Here is a 15,214-nt window from a genome sequence, read left to right on the forward strand (position 1 = left end):
CGCGCCGCCGCTCGGGCCCGTTCCAGCTTGCACAGCGCCGCGGCGGATTGCAATCACTGGCAAGGTGCGGGGATGCCGCGGCCCCGTTTGGAACGGCGAGCCGCCACGGCGCGCGCCTGGCCATGGTGCGCGCCCGGGCGGGGCCGCGGCGAGCAAGCTCAGGCCGGCTTGCGCGCGTGCAGGATGAAGCGGTGGAACAGGAAGGTGCGCAGCCAGTCGCGCGGCGCGGCCTGCCGGCGCTGCGCGGCGAGGATGCGGCCGTAGGATTGCGCGGTGACCGCGGTGAAGCCGGCGGCCTCGGCCAACGGACGCAGGCGCTCGAAGGTCAGGCCCCCGGCGAAGGGCAGCTGCCGCTGGATGGCGGCGCCGCGCGCCGCGGCCTCCGGCGTGCGCACCGGATCGGCGCCCTGCCGCTGTTCCAGCCAGGTGATCAGTCGCCGCGCCGCGTCGCCGCGCCATCCGCGCGGGGCGCTGAAATCCCCGTCGAACACCAGCAGCTGGCCGCCGGGCTTCAGCACGCGGAACCAATCGGCCAGGGCCGCCGCCGGGTCGGTCAGGGTCCAGACCAGGTGGCGGCAGGTGACGGCGTCGTACTGCGCCGGGGCTTCGCGCGTATGCTCGGCATCGGCCAGAAAGAAGCGGGCGGCGGGGTCGCCCGCGTGCTTGGCCCGGGCGCGGGCCAGCATCGCCTCGGAGAAGTCCAGCGCGGTGACGCGGTGGCCGAGCTCGCGCAGCACCCCCGTCAATTCGCCGGTGCCGCAGGCCAGCTCCAGCACCGAGAGCGGCGCCTCGCCCAGCCGGGCGCGGAACTCGGCGAGCCAGGCGGCGCGCTCCGGCCCTGCCGGGATGCGGTGGCCGAAGGCCTGGTCGAAGGTGGCCGCCCGCTCGCTCCAGTAGTCGCGGATCTCCTCCTTCAGCGCGTAGTTGGCGCCGCTCATCCTTCCAGCTCGTACGACAGGGCGATCAGGTCCTGGGTGTGGGAATGCTTCGCCCGGCCGGCGCGCAGCTCGGCTTCCGACAGGATCTCAACGATGCGGCCGCCCTGCATCACCGCCAGCCTTTCGCAGAGATGCGCGATCACCGCGAGATTGTGCGACACCAGGATGCAGGTGAGCTGCCGCGCCTCGCGTAGGTCGGAGAGCAGGTTCAGCACCTCCGCCTGCACCGAAACGTCGAGCGCGCTGGTGGGCTCGTCCAGCAGCAGCACGGAAGGATCGGCGATCAGCGCGCGGGCGATGGCGACGCGCTGCCGCTGCCCGCCCGAGAGCTGGTGCGGATAGCGGAAGCGGGCGGTGTGGGGCAGGGCCACTTCCTCCAGCGCGCGGGCGATGCGCGCCTCGGCGTCGGCGATGCCGTGCACCTCCAGCGGCTCGGCCAGGATGCGGTCCACCGTCTGGCGCGGGTGCAGCGAGCCGTAGGGGTCCTGGAACACCATCTGCACGCGCCGGAAGAAGGCGCGGTCGCGCCGCGGGCCGAGGTTCTGCCCGGCCACCGCCATGCGGCCGTCCCAGCCCGGGTTGAGCCCGGCGATCGTGCGCAGCACGGTGGATTTGCCGGAACCGCTTTCCCCCACCAGCCCGAAGGTTTCGCCGGCCGCGACGCTGAAGCTGATGTCGCGCACCACATGGCTGGAGCCGAAATGCACGTCGAGGTGCTCGATGGCGATCATCGGGAGCTGGCTCATGCGTGGCGCTCCAGCCAGGCGGCGTCGCGGGTCAGGGTGGGCAGGCGGGCCCGCTTCTTCGACAGCGAGGGCATGCAGTCGAGCAGGCCGCGGGTGTAGGCGTGCTGCGCGCGGTGCAGGTCGCGCGCCGGCAGCTCCTCCATCACCTGGCCCGCATACATCACCACCACCCGGTCGCAGAACCGGGCCACCAGCGGCAGGTCGTGGCTGATCAGCATCAGCCCCATGCCGCGGGCGGACACCAGATCCTCGATCAGCTTCAGGATCTCGGCCTGGACCGAGGCATCGAGGGCGCTGGTCGGCTCGTCGGCAATCAGCAGGTCGGGGTTGGGCGCCAGCATCATGGCAATCATCACCCGCTGGCCCATGCCGCCCGACACCTCGTGCGGGTAGGAACCCAGCACCCGCTTCGGATCGCGGATCCTGACCTGCTCCAGCAGGGTCAGCGCCGCGTCGCGCGCCTCCCGCTTGCCGCCCCCGCCGCTGCCGGAACGGTTGTGCGCCAGCCAGGCTTCGGAGATCTGCCGGCCCACCGTCATCACCGGGTTCAGCGAGTATTTCGGGTCCTGCATGATCAGCCCGATGCGGCCGCCGCGCAGCGTGCGCATCTGCCGCTCGGAGGCGCCCAGCACGTCGATCCCGTCGAAGCGCAGCGCCTCGGCCCGGACACGGGCGGCCTGCGGCAGCAGGCGCATCAGCGCCCGCCCCGTGACCGACTTGCCCGAGCCGCTCTCGCCGACGATGCCGAGCTTCTCCCGCCCCATGGAAAAGGAGATGCCGCGCACCGCCTGGGTGAAGCCGGACGGGTTGGGGAAGTCCACCCGGAGGTCGCGGATCTCGACCAGATTGCCGTTGTTCATGCCGCTCATCGCTGCTTCGGGTCCAGCACGTCGCGCAGCCCGTCGCCCAGCAGGTTGAAGGCGAGGGAGGCGGTGAAGATGGCGATGCCCGGGATCACCGGCACCCACCACTGCTCCAGGATGAAGCGCCGCGCCGTCGCGATCATGGTGCCCCATTCCGGGATCGGCGGCTGCGCGCCGAGGCCGAGGAAGCCGAGGCCGGCCGCGGTCAGGATGATCGAGGACATGTCCAGCGTGACGCGCACGGTGAGGGAGGGCATGCACATCGGCGTCACGTGCTTCCAGATGACGCGCCAGTGGGAGGCGCCGGTCATCCGCACGGCGGCGATGTAGTCGGTGTTGCGGATGGTCAGCGTCTCGGCCCGCGCCAGCCGCGCATAGGGCGGCCAGGCGGTGAGCGCGATGGCGACCACGGCGCTTTCCACGCCGGGCTTCATGGCGGCCACGAAGGCCAGCGCCAGGATCAGCCGGGGAAAGGCCAGGAACACGTCGGTGACGCGCATCAGCACCTTGTCGAGCAGGCCGCCGGCATAGCCCGCGACGCAGCCGACCACGAGGCCGAGCGGCGCCACCAGGATCACCACCGCCACCACCATGCCGAGGGTGACGCGGCCGCCATACAGCAGGCGGGACCAGGAATCGCGCCCCAGCTCGTCGGTGCCGAACCAGTGGGCGGCGGAGGGCGGCTGCAGGCGGTTGGCCAGCTGCTGGGCGCCGGGATCATGCGTCGCCAGCAGCGGCGCGAAGATCGCCAGCAGCAGCATGGCGACCACGATCAACAGCCCGGCGACCGCCAGCCAGTTGCGGCGGAAGGCCAGCCAGAGCTGGTAGCGCCGGCCCCAGCGCGCCTGGGCGCGGGAGGCGGGCGTGTCGGAAAGCAGCCATTCGCGGCGCGTTGTTGCGGACATCTTACCTCACCCCCTCACTTCACGCGGGGATCGAGCAGCCGGTACAGCAGGTCCGACAGCAGGTTCAGAACAACGTAGATCAGCCCGACCACCAGCGTCGCACCCAGCACCGCGTTCATGTCGGCGTTCAGCAGCGACACGGTGAGGTACTGGCCGAGGCCGGGCCAGGAGAAGATCGTCTCGGTCAGCACGGCGCCTTCCAGCAGGCCTGCATAGGTCATGGCCAACACGGTCACCAGCGGCACCGCGGTGTTGCGGAAGGCGTGGCCCCAGACAATGGTGCCGCGCGACAGGCCCTTGGCCCGCGCGGTGGTGACGTATTCGCTTTTCAGCTCGTTCAGCATGAAGGCGCGCGTCATGCGGGCGATATAGGCTAGGGAAAACATCGCCAGGACGCCGGCCGGCTGCGCCAGGTGCAGCAGCGCATCCTGGAAGGCGCCCCAGTCGCCGGCCAGCAGCGCGTCCAGCGTCAGGATGCCGGTGCGGGTGTCCACCATGCCCTCGTAGAAGATGCTCTGCCGCCCGGGGCCCGGCAGCACGCCCCAATGCGCGTAGAACAGCAGCAGCGAGATCAGGCCGAGCACGAACACCGGCAGGGAATGCCCGGCGAGGCAGAACAGCCGCACCGCCTGGTCCACCCAGGACCCCTGCCGCGTCGCCGCCAGCACGCCGAGCGGGATGCCGAGCAGCATGGCGATGATCAGGGCGAGGGTCGCCAGCTCGAAGGTCGCCGGAAAGAAGCGGATGATGTCGTCGGTGACCGGGTTCGAGGTCATCACCGAGCGCCCGAGGTCGCCCGTGACGATCTGCCCGAGGTAGCGCCAGAACTGCACGTAGAGCGGCTGGTCGAGGCCGAGCTGCAGCCGCGCCGCTTCCACCACATCCTGCGGGGCGCGGTCGCCGACAATGGCCAGCACGGGATCGATCGGCACCACCCGGCCGATGAAGAAGGTGACGAGAACGAGGCCGAACAGGGTGATCGGGATGCTGGCCAGCGTGCCCGAGACCGCCTGGAAGCGGAGGCGCAGGGCGGAGGGGCGGTTGCGCCCCCCTGCAGGCTGACCTGAAGGGCCCCCCGGCGGCGGCGCCGCCGCCGGGGATGTTGCGGTGTCGCTCATGCCTTGGTGATGTTGGTGTAGGAATGCCGGTCGTTCATCGGGCCCATGTCGAAGCCCTTCACCGCGGCGCGGGACACCGCGACCTCGATCTCCTGCAGCATGATCACGAAGGGCGACACCTGCTGGTGCTCCTTCTGGATGTCCACATACATCGCCGAGCGCTTCTCCGAATCCGTTTCCTTCAGCGCCGCCAGCGTCTTCTGCGACAGCTCGGGGATCTCCCAGCTGGCGCGCCAGGCGATGGTGCGGTTCTTGGCGTTCTCGCTGTTGTCGAGATTGATCGAGAAGGCCTCGGCGTTGCTGTGCGGGTCGAAGTAATCGGAGCCCCAGCGCACCATGGCGATGTCGTGCTGGCGGGCGCGGGTCTTGGTGATCACCGCGCGCTGCTCGCCGGGCAGCATCTGCAGGCGGATGCCGATCTCGGCCAAGTTGGCCTGGATCGCCTGGGCGATGTCGGAGGTCGGCGCGCCCGAGAAGTAGTCGAGCGCCACCTCGAAGCCGTCGGCGTGGCCGGCCTTGGCCAGCAGGGCCTTCGCCTCGGCGGTGTTCTTGGAGAAGGGGTGCTCGGTCAGCGCGCCGGGCAGGCCGGCCGGCAGGAAGGCCTGGTGCACCGCGTAGGTGGTGGGCACGATGTTCTTCTGGATGGCGTCGTAGTCGAGCGCCAGCTTGATCGCCTGCCGCACCTCGGGCTTCGACAGGATCGGGTGCTTCTGGTTCAGGCTCAGATACATCAGGCTCGCCTTGCGGGCGTACTGCACCGAGAATTTCGGGTCCTTCTCCACCTGCTTCACCTGGTCGGCCACCAGGTTGCGGGCGATGTCCACGTCGCCGCGCTGCAGGCCGAGCAGCTGCGCCGAGGGGTCGGCGATGTGGCGCATGATGATGCGCTTGACCTTGGGCTGGTGGTCGGCATTCGGGTTGGCGTCGAGCATCACGCTCTCGCTGGCCTTCCATTGCCGCACCGCATAGGGGCCAGAGCCGGCGGAATTCTGCTTCAGCCACGCATTGCCCAGGTCATCGCCCTGGACGTGCGACATCACGGTCGCCTTCTCCACCACTGAGCCGACGGCGGCCGAGAGGCAGTACAGCAGGAAGGACGCCGCGGTCGGCTCGGCCGTCCGCAGCACCACGGTGCGCGGGTCGGTGGCGCGGATGCGCTCGGCCACGTTGTCGCGGGTGAAGCCGAACTGGTTGATGATGAAGGCGGGCGACTTGTTGAGGATCACCGCGCGGCTCAGGGAGAAGGCCACGTCCTCCGCCGTCACCGGCTTGCCGGAGGCGAATTTCGGGCCCTGCCGCAGGGTAAAGGTGAAGGTCTTGTTGTCGGACGAGACCTCCCACTTCTCCGCCAGCTCGCCCTGCAGGCTCGCCGGGTCGGAGTTCGGGGTGGTGACCAGCTTCTGGTACACGTTGCCGGCGATCTCCGACGCGGTGTATTCGAAGGCCTCGTGCGGATCGAGGCTGATGATGTCGTCGATCTGCTTGGCGAAGACCAGCACGTTGGCGGGCGTCTGTGCGGCGGCCGGGCGCACCCCCAGGCGGGCCAGCATCGGCACGGATGCCACGGCCGCGGAAGCGAGCAGGACGGAACGTCGGGTAAGCATGGGTGTTGGACCTCCTGAACCCCGCTTCTGTAGCGCGGGGCAGGGGGGCTCCGCCACGCCCCCGGCCGGGTCCGGCTCGCGGCGGGCTTCGCGCAAAGCCGTGAACGGCGCGCGCGCGGCTGTGTTCGGCAGAGCTCTGGCGCGGCTTTCGCCGCCATGCGATGGGGCCGGGCATGGAACACTGGCAGTCCTTCCGGCCCGAGCCTCAGCGCGACGCCTTCATCGACAGCTACCCGGCGCCGATGCCGAACGGGCTCAGCCTGTGCATGCCGCTGCGCGACTATGGCGCCACCGCCGTGGCCGGGCTGATCGTCAACCAGGCCAGTTTCGGCGTGCATCACGCCATCACCGCCTGGATGGCGGCGGCGGCGCGCCCGCTGGGCGCCGAGATCGTGGTCGGCATGCCGACCCTCGGGCACGGGCTGGCCGGGCCGGTGGCGGAGGCGCTGGGCCATCCCAACTGGGTGGCGCCCGGCTATTCGCGCAAGAAATGGTACGACCCGGCCTTGTCGGTGCCCACCGCCTCCTCCACCGCGCCGGATGCGCGGCGGGTCTGGCTCGACCCGCACCTGCTGCCGCGGCTGTCGGGGCGGCGGGTGCTGCTGCTGGATGACGTGATCAGCACCGGCTCCTCCGCCCTGGCGGGGCTGGCCCTGCTGGCCTCGGCGGGGGTGCAGCCGGTCGGGCTGTGCGTCGCCATGGCGCAGGGCAACCGCTGGTGCGAGGCCTGGCCGCGCTCCATTCCCATCGCCGCCGCCTTCGCCACGCCGCTGTTCCGCCGCGACGAGGAGGGCGGCCGGCGCTGGGTGCCCGATGCCTCCACGCTGCCCTCGGGCCTGCTGCTGCCCGGCTGAGGGCGCGCGGCCCGCCGCCTTCAGGACATCCCGGCCCGTTCCGGGCCTTTCCCGCCGCGGCGATCCGCATTAATCCGGCGCGATGTCCGCACCCGCCCCGCCCTCCCCACTGTCCCGTGCCTGGCTGTGCGCCGGCGCGCTGTCCGGGCTGCTGGCGGTGGCGCTGTCGGCCTGGGCCGCGCACGGGCTGGCGCCGCGCCTGGACGAGGCCGGGAACCGCATGGTGCAGAGCGCGCTGACCCTGCAGGGCTGGCATGCCCTGGCGCTGCTGGCGACCGGCCTGCTGGCCGAGCGCCGCGCCGGGCGGCTCGCGCATTATGCCGGCGGCTGCTTTCTGCTGGGCAGCCTGGGCTTCTGCGGCGCGGTCTGGTGGCTGGTGCTGACGGGCACTTCAATCGGCGTCGCGCCGCTGGGCGGCACGCTGTTGATGCTGGGCTGGCTGCTGCTGGCCATTGCCGGGCTGCGCCGCCCGGCATGACGATCCGCTCGGCCTTCCGCGCCCATGAGGGGTTCGAGCGCGAGCTGGAGGAGGAGCTGCGCCGCGCCGGCGTGGCGGTCGCGTCCTGGCACGGCCCGCTGGCGCTGAGCGAGGCGCCGCCGGTGCCCGCCGCCTGGGCGCTCGATGTCTGGACCGATGTTCGCGAAGCCGAGGTGCCCTCGATCAAAGGCGCCGCGAACGCTTTGCGCGCCATTCAGCGCAACTGGGCGCTGGAGCCGGTGCTGCACCACCGGCGCGCCGCGCTGATCGAGGCGGCGCTGCCCCCGGTCAAGGCGCGCCCGCTGCGCTTTCCCGAGCCGGCGCCCAGCGGCCATCTCGGCGCCTGGTCGCTGCTGGCGCCGGACCGGATGCTGTTTTCCCCCACCAAGACCAGCCCCTTCGTGCAGGGCCAGGTGCGCTTCGCCGAGGACCGCGAGGGCCCGCCCTCCCGCGCCTATCTCAAGCTGTGGGAAGCGCTGACCCGGATCAATCGCTGGCCCGGGCCGGGCGAGGTGTCGCTCGACCTCGGCGCCGCGCCGGGCGGCTGGAGCTGGGCGCTGGCGCAGCTGGGCGGGGCGGTGGTGGCGGTGGACAAGGCGGCGATGGACCCCGCCCTTGCGGCGCTGCCCAACCTGTCCATCCGCACCGAGAGCGCCTTCGGGCTGGAGCCGGAGCGCGAGGCGCCGGTGGACTGGCTGTTCAGCGACATCATCTGCTACCCGGCGCGGCTGCTCGGGCTGGTGCGGCGCTGGATGGCGGCGGGGCGGGCGCGGAACTTCGTCTGCACCATCAAGTTCCAGGGCGAGACGGACCACGACACCGCCGCGGAATTCGCCGCCATTCCCGGCGCGCAGCTGTTCCATGGCGCGCACAACAAGCACGAGCTGATGTTCTGCCTGCTGGACCGGCCGGCGGCATGAGGCGGAAGCCGCTGTTCAAGATCTGGCTGGCCTTGGCGGCCCTCGTGATCGGCCTGATCGGCACCGGGGAGGTGACGCAGGGCGACCTGACGCGGCTGTTCCGGGCCGTGACCCGCGCCCTGCAATCCGAAGCCCCGCGCCAGGCGGCCCGGGAGGCGCGGCCGGGCGAGACCCTGTCCGGCCGCCCGCGCATCATCGATGGCGACACCATCGACCTGGACGGCGTGCGGGTGCGGATGCAGGGCATCGACGCGCTGGAGCACGACCAGAGCTGCCGGCGCGGCGCCGGCCGCTTCGAATGCGGCGCCGCGGCGAGGGAGGCGCTGGCGGAGCTGGTCGGCAACCGGGTGGTGACCTGCGAGCCGGACGGCTCCCTCACCCATGGGCGCACGGTGGCCATCTGCTTCGTGCCGGGCTCCGGCGGCAGCCGGGTCGACCTCAACGAGGCAATGGTGCGCTCGGGCTATGCCTTCGATTGCCCCCGCTTCTCGGACCGCCGCTACGCCGCGGCCGAGGCGGCGGCGCGGCGCGACAAGGCCGGCGCCTGGGCCGGACGGTTCGACTTCCCCTGGTCGCACCGCGACCGCGCCGGGGCCTGCGGCCGCTGATGCGCGGGCGCTGGCCCGGCTGGCTGCGGCGCGCCCTGCTGCTGTTCCTGGCCGGGCCGCCGCTGCTGATCCTGATCTTCCGCTTCGTGCCCGTGCCGGTGACGCCGCTGATGCTGATCCGCGCGGCGCAGGGCTACGGCCTGTCCAAGGACTGGGTGGCGTATTCGGAGATGACGCCGGCGCTGGCCCATTCGGTGATCGCGGCCGAGGACAACACCTTCTGCACCCAGATGTTCGGCTTCGACCTGCCGGCGCTGCAGGGGCAGATCGCGGCGGCGCTGGAGGGCGAGCGGCCGCGCGGCGCCTCCACCCTCACCATGCAGGTGGCGAAGAACCTGTTCCTCTGGCCGGGGCGCGATCCGCTGCGCAAGGTGCTGGAAGCCTGGCTGACGCCGCAGGTGGCGCTGCTCTGGCCAAAGCGGCGGGTGCTGGAGGTGTATCTCAACATCGTCGAGTTCGGCCCTGGCACCTATGGCGCCGAGGCGGCCGCGCGCGACTTCTTCAACCGCCCGGCGGCGCGGCTTTCCGCGGCGCAATCGGCGCAGCTGGCGGCGGTGCTGCCTAGCCCGCTGAACTGGTCCGCCGCCGAGCCGGGCCCCTATGTGCGGGACCGCGCCGGCACCATCCGCCGCCGTACCGGGCAGCTCGGGCCACTGCTGGACTGCGCCGGCTAACGAGGGAAGCGCCTGGCCGCGATCCTTGCTAGGGTCGAGGCCCCGGCATGGCGCAGCGGAGGCGAATCGGATGGGCGCAACGGTTTGGCACTGCCACATCGCGGTGTCCCTCGACGGCAAGATCGCCCGCCCGGACGGTTCCGTCGACGATTGGCTGGCAGCGGACTACCCGGCCGAGGATTTCGGCTTCGGCGCCTTCTTTGCCGGCGTGGACGCGATCCTGATGGGCCGGGGGACCTATGACGCGCTCCGGTGCTTCGGCGACTGGCCTTATCCCGGCAAGCCCACGATCGTGCTGACGGCGCGGCCGCTGGACGCGCTGCCGCCGCCGGGGGTGGAGGCGCGCTCCGGCGATGTCGCCGCGGTCGCCGCCGAGCTGGAGGCGCGGGGATATCGCCGGGTCTGGATCGAGGGCGGCGGCCAGGTCATCCGGTCCATGATCGCGATCAACAAGCTCGACCTGCTGGAGATGGCCGTGATCCCCGTCATCCTGGGCGACGGCATTCCGCTTTTCCCGGCGGGAACCGGCGAGCTGCGGCTGCGGCTGGCGCGGTGCGAGGCCAAGGCGAAGGGCGCCTTGCACCTGGTCTATGAGCGCATCGGCTGAGGGGGCCCGGCTCCCGGAGGCCGGGCCTTCCTGTCAGGCCCCGGCGCGCTCGACCCGCGCCAGCAGGCAGCCGGGGCGGGCGGTGTGGATGTTGACGAAGCGGGTGCGCGGATCGTCCAGGGCACGCCGCAGCGGCGCCTCCACCTCCCGCCCGGCGCAGACCTGGCCCAGATCGTAGAGGCACTGGTCCTCGGCGTCGTAGGCGCGCACCGAGACCAGCGGGTTGGCCTGGATGATCGGCGCCACCCGGCCGGCCTCGGCGAAGCGGGAACAGGGATCGGCGTGCAGGAAGATGGGGCTCGGCGTCCAGTAGATGCCGAGCGGCGCCGGCAGGTCGTAGGAGCCGAGCAGCACAACCTCCCCCGGCTGGGCCAGCTGCAGGCAGTGGCGGCACGGGAACGCCCCGGCGCCGTCGGCGATTCGGCGGCGCAGCGTGTTGCCGCGGTCGTCGAGGCCGGTGCGGCGGAAGCGCTCGGCGGTGGCGGTGGTGATCGGGATGCAGTGGAACGCGGTCATGCGGGGTGTCTCCTGGGCCGCCAGCCTGCCCCGGCCCATGGGCCGCCGCACTCCGCCGCCTGCGCGGCAATCGCCTCAGCTCACCGCCACATACCGCCCGGGCCGGTGGTTCAGCGCGATGATCAGGTTCAGCACCAGCGCCCCCAGCAGCGACAGCAGCACGGCCAGCGGCGGCTGGCTCAGCAACGCCGCCAGCAGGATGGTCGCGTCGATCGCCATCTGCACGTAGCCGGCGCGCATCCCGTGCCGTTCCTGCAGAAACAGCGCCAGGATGGAGATGCCGCCGAGGCTGGTGCGGTGGCGGAACAGGATCAGCATGCCGCACCCCATCAGCCCGCCGCCGGCGACGGCGGCGTAGAGCGGATCGAGGTGCGAGAAGCCGATCCACCCGGCCGTCAGCCGCGACAGAACCGAGATCAGCAGCACCGCGACCGCGCTGCGCAGCGTCATCGCCCAGCCGAGACGCAGCCGGGCCAGCACGAAGAAGGGCAGGTTCAGCAGCACGAAGATCCCGGCGAAAGGCCAGCCGCTGAGGTAATCCAGCAGCAGCGACAATCCCATCAGGCTGCCGGTCAGCAGGCCGGCGGCGGCGTAAAGGTTGACGCCCAGCGCCATCACCATGGCGCCGAGCAGCACCGCCAGCAGGTCCTCGTACCAGCGGTGCCGCGGCACCGCCCCGGCCGCCTCAGCCATGGCGCAGCGCCCGGCGGGTGGCCAGCAGGCCGGCGAGCAGCAGCAGGCCCAGCACAACGGCGTAGAAGTCGCCGCCCGGCTTGCCCGCGGGGTGCAGCATCTCACCCAGGGTGGTGGTGAGCAGCGCCAGCATCAGCGCCGAGAAGCCGCCCCAGGCGGCGGCCAGCAAGGCGGGGCGGGGGCGCAGCGCGGCGAAGCCGAGAACCAGGGCCACCGCCACCTCGTCCAGCGCCTGGACCGCGCCGCCGGTCATGGCGCGGCGGGCGATCTCGCCGCCCGCCAGCAGCACCGCCATGCCGGCGGTGAACAGCCGGAAGCCGCGCACTCAGACGCGCATCGGCATCAGCACGTACAGCGCCTCGGGCTTGGCCGCGTCCACCACCACGGTGGGGGCGGAGCCGTCGGCGAAGCGGAACTCGACCTTGTCGGCGATCTGGTCGGTGATGTCGGCGAGGTAGCGGGCCTGGAAGCCGATCTCGATCGGACCGGCGCCATAGGTCACGGCGCCGCCATCCAGCTCCTCCTCCGCCTGGCCCTGGTCGGGCGAGGAGGCGGTCAGCGTCAGGCTGTCCGGCTTGATCGACAGCTTCACCGGGCGCGAGCGCTCCGACGAGATGGCGGCGACGCGCGCCACCGCCTCGGCGAAGGCGCGCTTGTCCACCGTCATGATCTTGTCGTTGCCGCGCGGAATGACGCGCTCGTATTCGGGGAAGGTGCCGTCGATCAGCTTGCTGGTCAGGTGCACCGAGCCGAAGGCGAAGCGGATCTTGGTGTCGGACAGACGGATCTGCACCGGCTCGCTGGTCTCGTCGGCCAGCTTGCGGATCTCGTTCACCGTTTTGCGCGGGATGATCACGCCGGGCATCCCCTCGGCGCCTTCCGGCAGCGGCTCCTCGATGCGCGCCAGGCGGTGGCCGTCGGTGGCGACGGCGCGCAGCACCTTCTGGCCCTCGGCCTCCGTCGCGTGGACGTAGATGCCGTTCAGGTAATAGCGGGTTTCTTCCGTGGAGATGGCGAATTTGGTGCGGTCCACCAGCTCGCGCAGCAGCGTCGGCGTGATGTCGAAGCCGTGCGGCAGCTTGCCCTCGGTCATGGAGGGGAAATCCTCTACCGGCAGCACCATCAGGGAAGTGGCGAAGCGGCCGGCCCGCAGCGCCAGCGGGGCGTCGCCGCCGGGGTGGTCCAGCTCGACCTTGGCGCCGTCGGGCAGCTTGCGGACGATCTCGTACAGCGTCGCCGCCGGGGCGGTGGTGCGGCCGGCGCGGGACACCGTCACCTCGGGCACCGCCTCGACGATGGCGATCTCCATGTCGGTGGCGGTCATGGTCAGGCTGTTCTCCTGCGCCGCCAGCATGACATTGGCCAGGATGGGGATGGTGTTGCGCCGCTCGACGACGCTCTGCACATGCGCCAGCGCCTTGAGCAGCACCGCCCGGTCCACCGTGAACTTCATGGCTCGAACACCCCCGCGCGGAAGAGGGCGCCGCCCGTGCTGGCATGGCGCCCCGAATCGGAAAACAAGTCGCCCTCTCTACCAGCGCCAGGGGGGGCAGGAAAGGGCAGCGGCGGGAAACGCCGGGACCGGCGGAAAGCCCAGCATCCGCAAGGCGTTCGCGGAACTCTGCGGCGCCTGCCGGGTTGTCCCCGTGCCATGCCCGAGCAACCCCGGCTGCCCCTCGACCTTCCCAGCACCGGCGGCCGACGCCCCCGGCCGGGCGCCGCCGCGGCGCCGAAGCGGCGCAAGGCCGCCGCTGCGCAATCCCCGCACGCGGCGTCGCCGGCCGAGCCCGAACTGTCCGAGCAGCCGCCGGCCGCGCCGCAGGACGGTCAGGTGGTGGCCGAGCCCAGCCCGGCCGAGGCCGCGCGCGGGCGCCTGGAGGAGGAAACCCCGGCCGAGGCGCGCGGCGATGCTGGCCGCGCCCGCCGGCCCGCCGACCATGCCGCGCTGCCCGAGGTGATCCCCGCCGCCTGGGCCGAGGGCCGCGCGCCGGTGCTGGGCGAGGGGCCGCTCGACGCCGCGCTGATGCTGGTGGGCGAGCAGCCCGGCGACGAGGAGGACCGTGGCGGCCGCCCCTTTATCGGCCCCGCCGGCCGCCTGCTGGACCGCGCGCTGGTGGAAGCCGGCATCGACCGCGCCGCCTGCTACGTCACCAACGCGGTGAAGCACTTCAAATACGTGCAGCGCGGCCCGCGCCGGCTGCACCAGACGCCGGATGCCGGCGACATCGCGCATTACCGTCCCTTTCTGATGCGCGAGATCGTGCATGTCGCCCCCGGCCTGCTGGTGGCCATGGGAGCCACGGCGGCGCAGGCGCTGCTCGGGCGCAAGGTCGGCATCATGAAGCTGCGGGGGCAGGTGCTGTCCGGGCCGGGCGGCATGCCGATCCTGCTGACGGTGCATCCGAGCTTCCTGCTGCGCCTGCCGGACCCGGAGGCGAAGCGCGCCGAATACGCGCATTTCGTGCAGGATTTGGGCGCGGCGCTGCGCTGGGTGCCGGAACCCAGGCCCGGCTGATCGTCCGCGGCCCACCGGATGCTGGGCCCGTGGCCAGGGCGTCCGCTGCCATCCGCCATTCGCGCCGGAATGGTTGACGGGGACGCCGCGGGATGCCGATGCTGGCGCCGGACGGGTTGGGAAGTGGATGGTGGGATTTCTGCGCAGCGCCGGCCTTCTGGTGCCACAGGTCAGGCGTTTATACGAATCGCGCAATCAACTGCTCCGGGAGCGCGACATGCTGGCACAGCAGCGCCAGAGAATGATCCAGCCTTCCGCCGCGCCGCCGCCCTTCAGCCCGTTCTTCTTCTACAACGCGACGTTCGAGCCTCAGGAGGTGATGCGGCGCCACGCCGCCACCGGCCTGGTGCCGAACCCGCAGCGGCTGACCAACTTCCTCGGCGTGCTGATCGACCCCCGGTTCTTTCCGTCCCTGCTGGACAATCGCGCGGGCGAGGTGGAAGGCGTGCCGATCCCGGCCAACTGGCACGCCGACATCGCCGAATGGGGCGCGGCCCTGCGGGCGGTCGATCTCGCCGGCGACAGCTTCACGGTGATCGAGCTGGGCTGCGGCTGGGGGTGCTGGCTCAACAACACCGGGGTCGCGGCGCGCCGGCTCGGCAAGCGGCCGCAGCTGATCGGCGTGGAGGGCGACAAGGGTCACCTGGCCTTTGCCCGGCAAAGCACGGCGGAGAACGGCTTCGGTTCCGACCAGGTCACGCTGCACCACGGCATCGCGGCCGCCCGCGGCGGGGTGGCGCTGTTTCCGCGCCAGCACCAGGCCGGCGAGCAATGGGGGCTGGAAGCCGTGTTCGGCGCCAGTGCCGAGCAGCGGCAACAGGCCGCCGCCGCCGGCTCGCATGAGGAGTTGCCAATGGTGGCCCTGCGCGACCTGGCGGCGCCGCATGCGCGCATCGATCTGCTGCACATCGACATCCAGGGCGGCGAGGCGACGCTGATCGAGGAAGCCCTGCCGCAGCTACAGGAAAAGGTCGCCTACATCGTCGTCGGCACCCATTCCCGGCCGATCGAGGGGCGGATCATGGACACGCTGCACAAGGCCGGCTGGCTGCTGGAGATCGAGCGGCCGGCGATCCTCGACATGCACCACAACGGTCAGCGGGTGGTGGTGGATGGGGTGCAGGGCTGGCGCAACCCCGCCCTGCACCAGCCCGATCCGCGGCGCTGATCCGCCG

18 protein-coding genes are annotated in these 15,214 nt (G+C 71.7%); 8 read left to right on the top strand and 10 right to left on the bottom strand.

From position 1 onward, the window contains the following. Positions 1–158: 158 nt before the first annotated feature. Genes D2K64_RS10945 through D2K64_RS10970 form a run of 6 tightly spaced genes read right to left on the bottom strand, consistent with a single transcriptional unit; the run spans position 159 to position 6,174 of the window. Complete coding sequence (locus tag D2K64_RS10945; RefSeq protein ID WP_120008397.1) at positions 159–938, bottom strand: class I SAM-dependent methyltransferase; 780 nt, start codon at positions 936–938, stop codon at positions 159–161. After that, positions 935–1,684, bottom strand: coding sequence for an ABC transporter ATP-binding protein (locus D2K64_RS10950; protein ID WP_456316372.1), 750 nt, complete (start codon positions 1,682–1,684; stop codon positions 935–937). Before D2K64_RS10950 ends, D2K64_RS10945 begins: the two co-directional genes overlap by 4 nt. Continuing rightward, positions 1,681–2,553: an ABC transporter ATP-binding protein gene (locus tag D2K64_RS10955; RefSeq protein ID WP_238384134.1), complete on the bottom strand. Its 873-nt coding sequence runs from the start codon at positions 2,551–2,553 to the stop codon at positions 1,681–1,683. Before D2K64_RS10955 ends, D2K64_RS10950 begins: the two co-directional genes overlap by 4 nt. Further along, positions 2,550–3,452, bottom strand: coding sequence for an ABC transporter permease (locus D2K64_RS10960; RefSeq protein ID WP_120008398.1), 903 nt, complete (start codon positions 3,450–3,452; stop codon positions 2,550–2,552). Before D2K64_RS10960 ends, D2K64_RS10955 begins: the two co-directional genes overlap by 4 nt. 14 nt (positions 3,453–3,466) lie before the next feature. Beyond that, a complete protein-coding gene (locus tag D2K64_RS10965) occupies positions 3,467–4,570 on the bottom strand; it encodes an ABC transporter permease (RefSeq protein WP_120008399.1) in 1,104 nt (367 codons plus the stop codon). Next, positions 4,567–6,174 carry an ABC transporter substrate-binding protein gene (locus D2K64_RS10970; RefSeq protein WP_120008400.1) on the bottom strand — a complete coding sequence of 536 codons (1,608 nt, stop codon included), beginning with the start codon at positions 6,172–6,174 and terminating at the stop codon, positions 4,567–4,569. The genes D2K64_RS10965 and D2K64_RS10970 overlap by 4 nt, the downstream gene beginning before the upstream one ends. 173 nt (positions 6,175–6,347) lie before the next feature. Between D2K64_RS10970 and D2K64_RS10975 the strand changes: the two genes are divergently transcribed. The 6 genes from D2K64_RS10975 (at position 6,348) to D2K64_RS11000 (ending at position 10,315) form a co-directional block, all read left to right on the top strand. Continuing rightward, positions 6,348–7,028: a phosphoribosyltransferase gene (locus D2K64_RS10975; protein WP_120008490.1), complete on the top strand. Its 681-nt coding sequence runs from the start codon at positions 6,348–6,350 to the stop codon at positions 7,026–7,028. 82 nt (positions 7,029–7,110) lie between these two features. Continuing rightward, positions 7,111–7,506 (top strand): DUF423 domain-containing protein, encoded by a 396-nt coding sequence (locus D2K64_RS10980; RefSeq protein WP_238384135.1) that lies wholly within the window; start codon positions 7,111–7,113, stop codon positions 7,504–7,506. Next, the gene (locus D2K64_RS10985; RefSeq protein ID WP_120008401.1) at positions 7,503–8,426 is read left to right on the top strand and encodes an SAM-dependent methyltransferase; all 924 of its coding nucleotides are present in this window, start codon (positions 7,503–7,505) and stop codon (positions 8,424–8,426) included. The genes D2K64_RS10980 and D2K64_RS10985 overlap by 4 nt, the downstream gene beginning before the upstream one ends. Continuing rightward, on the top strand, positions 8,423–9,034 hold the full coding sequence (locus tag D2K64_RS10990) for a thermonuclease family protein (RefSeq protein ID WP_120008402.1): 612 nt from the start codon (positions 8,423–8,425) through the stop codon (positions 9,032–9,034). Before D2K64_RS10985 ends, D2K64_RS10990 begins: the two co-directional genes overlap by 4 nt. Next, entirely contained in the window at positions 9,034–9,708 is a 675-nt protein-coding gene (gene mtgA / locus D2K64_RS10995; protein ID WP_120008403.1) for a monofunctional biosynthetic peptidoglycan transglycosylase, read from the top strand. The genes D2K64_RS10990 and mtgA overlap by 1 nt, the downstream gene beginning before the upstream one ends. Before the next feature lie 70 nt (positions 9,709–9,778). Then, positions 9,779–10,315 (top strand): dihydrofolate reductase family protein, encoded by a 537-nt coding sequence (locus D2K64_RS11000; RefSeq protein WP_120008404.1) that lies wholly within the window; start codon positions 9,779–9,781, stop codon positions 10,313–10,315. 33 nt (positions 10,316–10,348) lie between these two features. On the opposite strand, the gene D2K64_RS11005 is transcribed toward D2K64_RS11000, so the two are convergent. The 4 genes from D2K64_RS11005 to dnaN all read right to left on the bottom strand — a co-directional run bounded on the left by D2K64_RS11005 (position 10,349) and on the right by dnaN (position 12,977). Beyond that, positions 10,349–10,831, bottom strand: a complete 483-nt coding sequence (locus D2K64_RS11005) for a DUF1203 domain-containing protein (protein ID WP_120008405.1) — start codon at positions 10,829–10,831, stop codon at positions 10,349–10,351. A 75-nt stretch (positions 10,832–10,906) separates the two neighbouring features. After that, a complete protein-coding gene (locus D2K64_RS11010) occupies positions 10,907–11,524 on the bottom strand; it encodes a YitT family protein (RefSeq protein WP_120008406.1) in 618 nt (205 codons plus the stop codon). Beyond that, a complete protein-coding gene (locus tag D2K64_RS11015) occupies positions 11,517–11,849 on the bottom strand; it encodes a hypothetical protein (RefSeq protein ID WP_120008407.1) in 333 nt (110 codons plus the stop codon). Before D2K64_RS11015 ends, D2K64_RS11010 begins: the two co-directional genes overlap by 8 nt. Then, a complete protein-coding gene (gene dnaN, locus D2K64_RS11020; RefSeq protein WP_120008408.1) occupies positions 11,850–12,977 on the bottom strand; it encodes a DNA polymerase III subunit beta in 1,128 nt (375 codons plus the stop codon). A 198-nt stretch (positions 12,978–13,175) separates the two neighbouring features. On the opposite strand from dnaN, the gene D2K64_RS11025 reads away from it, so the two are divergent. Beyond that, positions 13,176–14,039 (top strand): UdgX family uracil-DNA binding protein, encoded by an 864-nt coding sequence (locus D2K64_RS11025; protein WP_202910628.1) that lies wholly within the window; start codon positions 13,176–13,178, stop codon positions 14,037–14,039. 241 nt (positions 14,040–14,280) lie between these two features. Next, positions 14,281–15,207 (top strand): class I SAM-dependent methyltransferase, encoded by a 927-nt coding sequence (locus tag D2K64_RS11030; protein WP_202910629.1) that lies wholly within the window; start codon positions 14,281–14,283, stop codon positions 15,205–15,207. Positions 15,208–15,214: the final 7 nt, after the last annotated feature.

Origin of the sequence: Teichococcus vastitatis (genome assembly GCF_003604215.1) — a bacterium.
Taxonomy (GTDB): Bacteria; Pseudomonadota; Alphaproteobacteria; order Acetobacterales; family Acetobacteraceae; genus Pseudoroseomonas; species Pseudoroseomonas vastitatis.

Coding starts and splice junctions, on each gene's coding strand:
- D2K64_RS10945 (WP_120008397.1), bottom strand. CDS start 938: ATGAGCGGCGCCAACTACGCGCTGAAGGAGGAGATCCGCGACTACTGG.
- D2K64_RS10970 (WP_120008400.1), bottom strand. CDS start 6,174: ATGCTTACCCGACGTTCCGTCCTGCTCGCTTCCGCGGCCGTGGCATCC.
- dnaN (WP_120008408.1), bottom strand. CDS start 12,977: ATGAAGTTCACGGTGGACCGGGCGGTGCTGCTCAAGGCGCTGGCGCAT.
- D2K64_RS10955 (WP_238384134.1), bottom strand. CDS start 2,553: ATGAGCGGCATGAACAACGGCAATCTGGTCGAGATCCGCGACCTCCGG.
- D2K64_RS10965 (WP_120008399.1), bottom strand. CDS start 4,570: ATGAGCGACACCGCAACATCCCCGGCGGCGGCGCCGCCGCCGGGGGGC.
- D2K64_RS11000 (WP_120008404.1), top strand. CDS start 9,779: ATGGGCGCAACGGTTTGGCACTGCCACATCGCGGTGTCCCTCGACGGC.
- D2K64_RS11025 (WP_202910628.1), top strand. CDS start 13,176: ATGCCCGAGCAACCCCGGCTGCCCCTCGACCTTCCCAGCACCGGCGGC.
- D2K64_RS10975 (WP_120008490.1), top strand. CDS start 6,348: ATGGAACACTGGCAGTCCTTCCGGCCCGAGCCTCAGCGCGACGCCTTC.
- D2K64_RS10960 (WP_120008398.1), bottom strand. CDS start 3,452: ATGTCCGCAACAACGCGCCGCGAATGGCTGCTTTCCGACACGCCCGCC.
- D2K64_RS10980 (WP_238384135.1), top strand. CDS start 7,111: ATGTCCGCACCCGCCCCGCCCTCCCCACTGTCCCGTGCCTGGCTGTGC.
- D2K64_RS11030 (WP_202910629.1), top strand. CDS start 14,281: ATGATCCAGCCTTCCGCCGCGCCGCCGCCCTTCAGCCCGTTCTTCTTC.
- D2K64_RS10985 (WP_120008401.1), top strand. CDS start 7,503: ATGACGATCCGCTCGGCCTTCCGCGCCCATGAGGGGTTCGAGCGCGAG.
- D2K64_RS11010 (WP_120008406.1), bottom strand. CDS start 11,524: ATGGCTGAGGCGGCCGGGGCGGTGCCGCGGCACCGCTGGTACGAGGAC.
- mtgA (WP_120008403.1), top strand. CDS start 9,034: ATGCGCGGGCGCTGGCCCGGCTGGCTGCGGCGCGCCCTGCTGCTGTTC.
- D2K64_RS10950 (WP_456316372.1), bottom strand. CDS start 1,684: ATGAGCCAGCTCCCGATGATCGCCATCGAGCACCTCGACGTGCATTTC.
- D2K64_RS10990 (WP_120008402.1), top strand. CDS start 8,423: ATGAGGCGGAAGCCGCTGTTCAAGATCTGGCTGGCCTTGGCGGCCCTC.
- D2K64_RS11005 (WP_120008405.1), bottom strand. CDS start 10,831: ATGACCGCGTTCCACTGCATCCCGATCACCACCGCCACCGCCGAGCGC.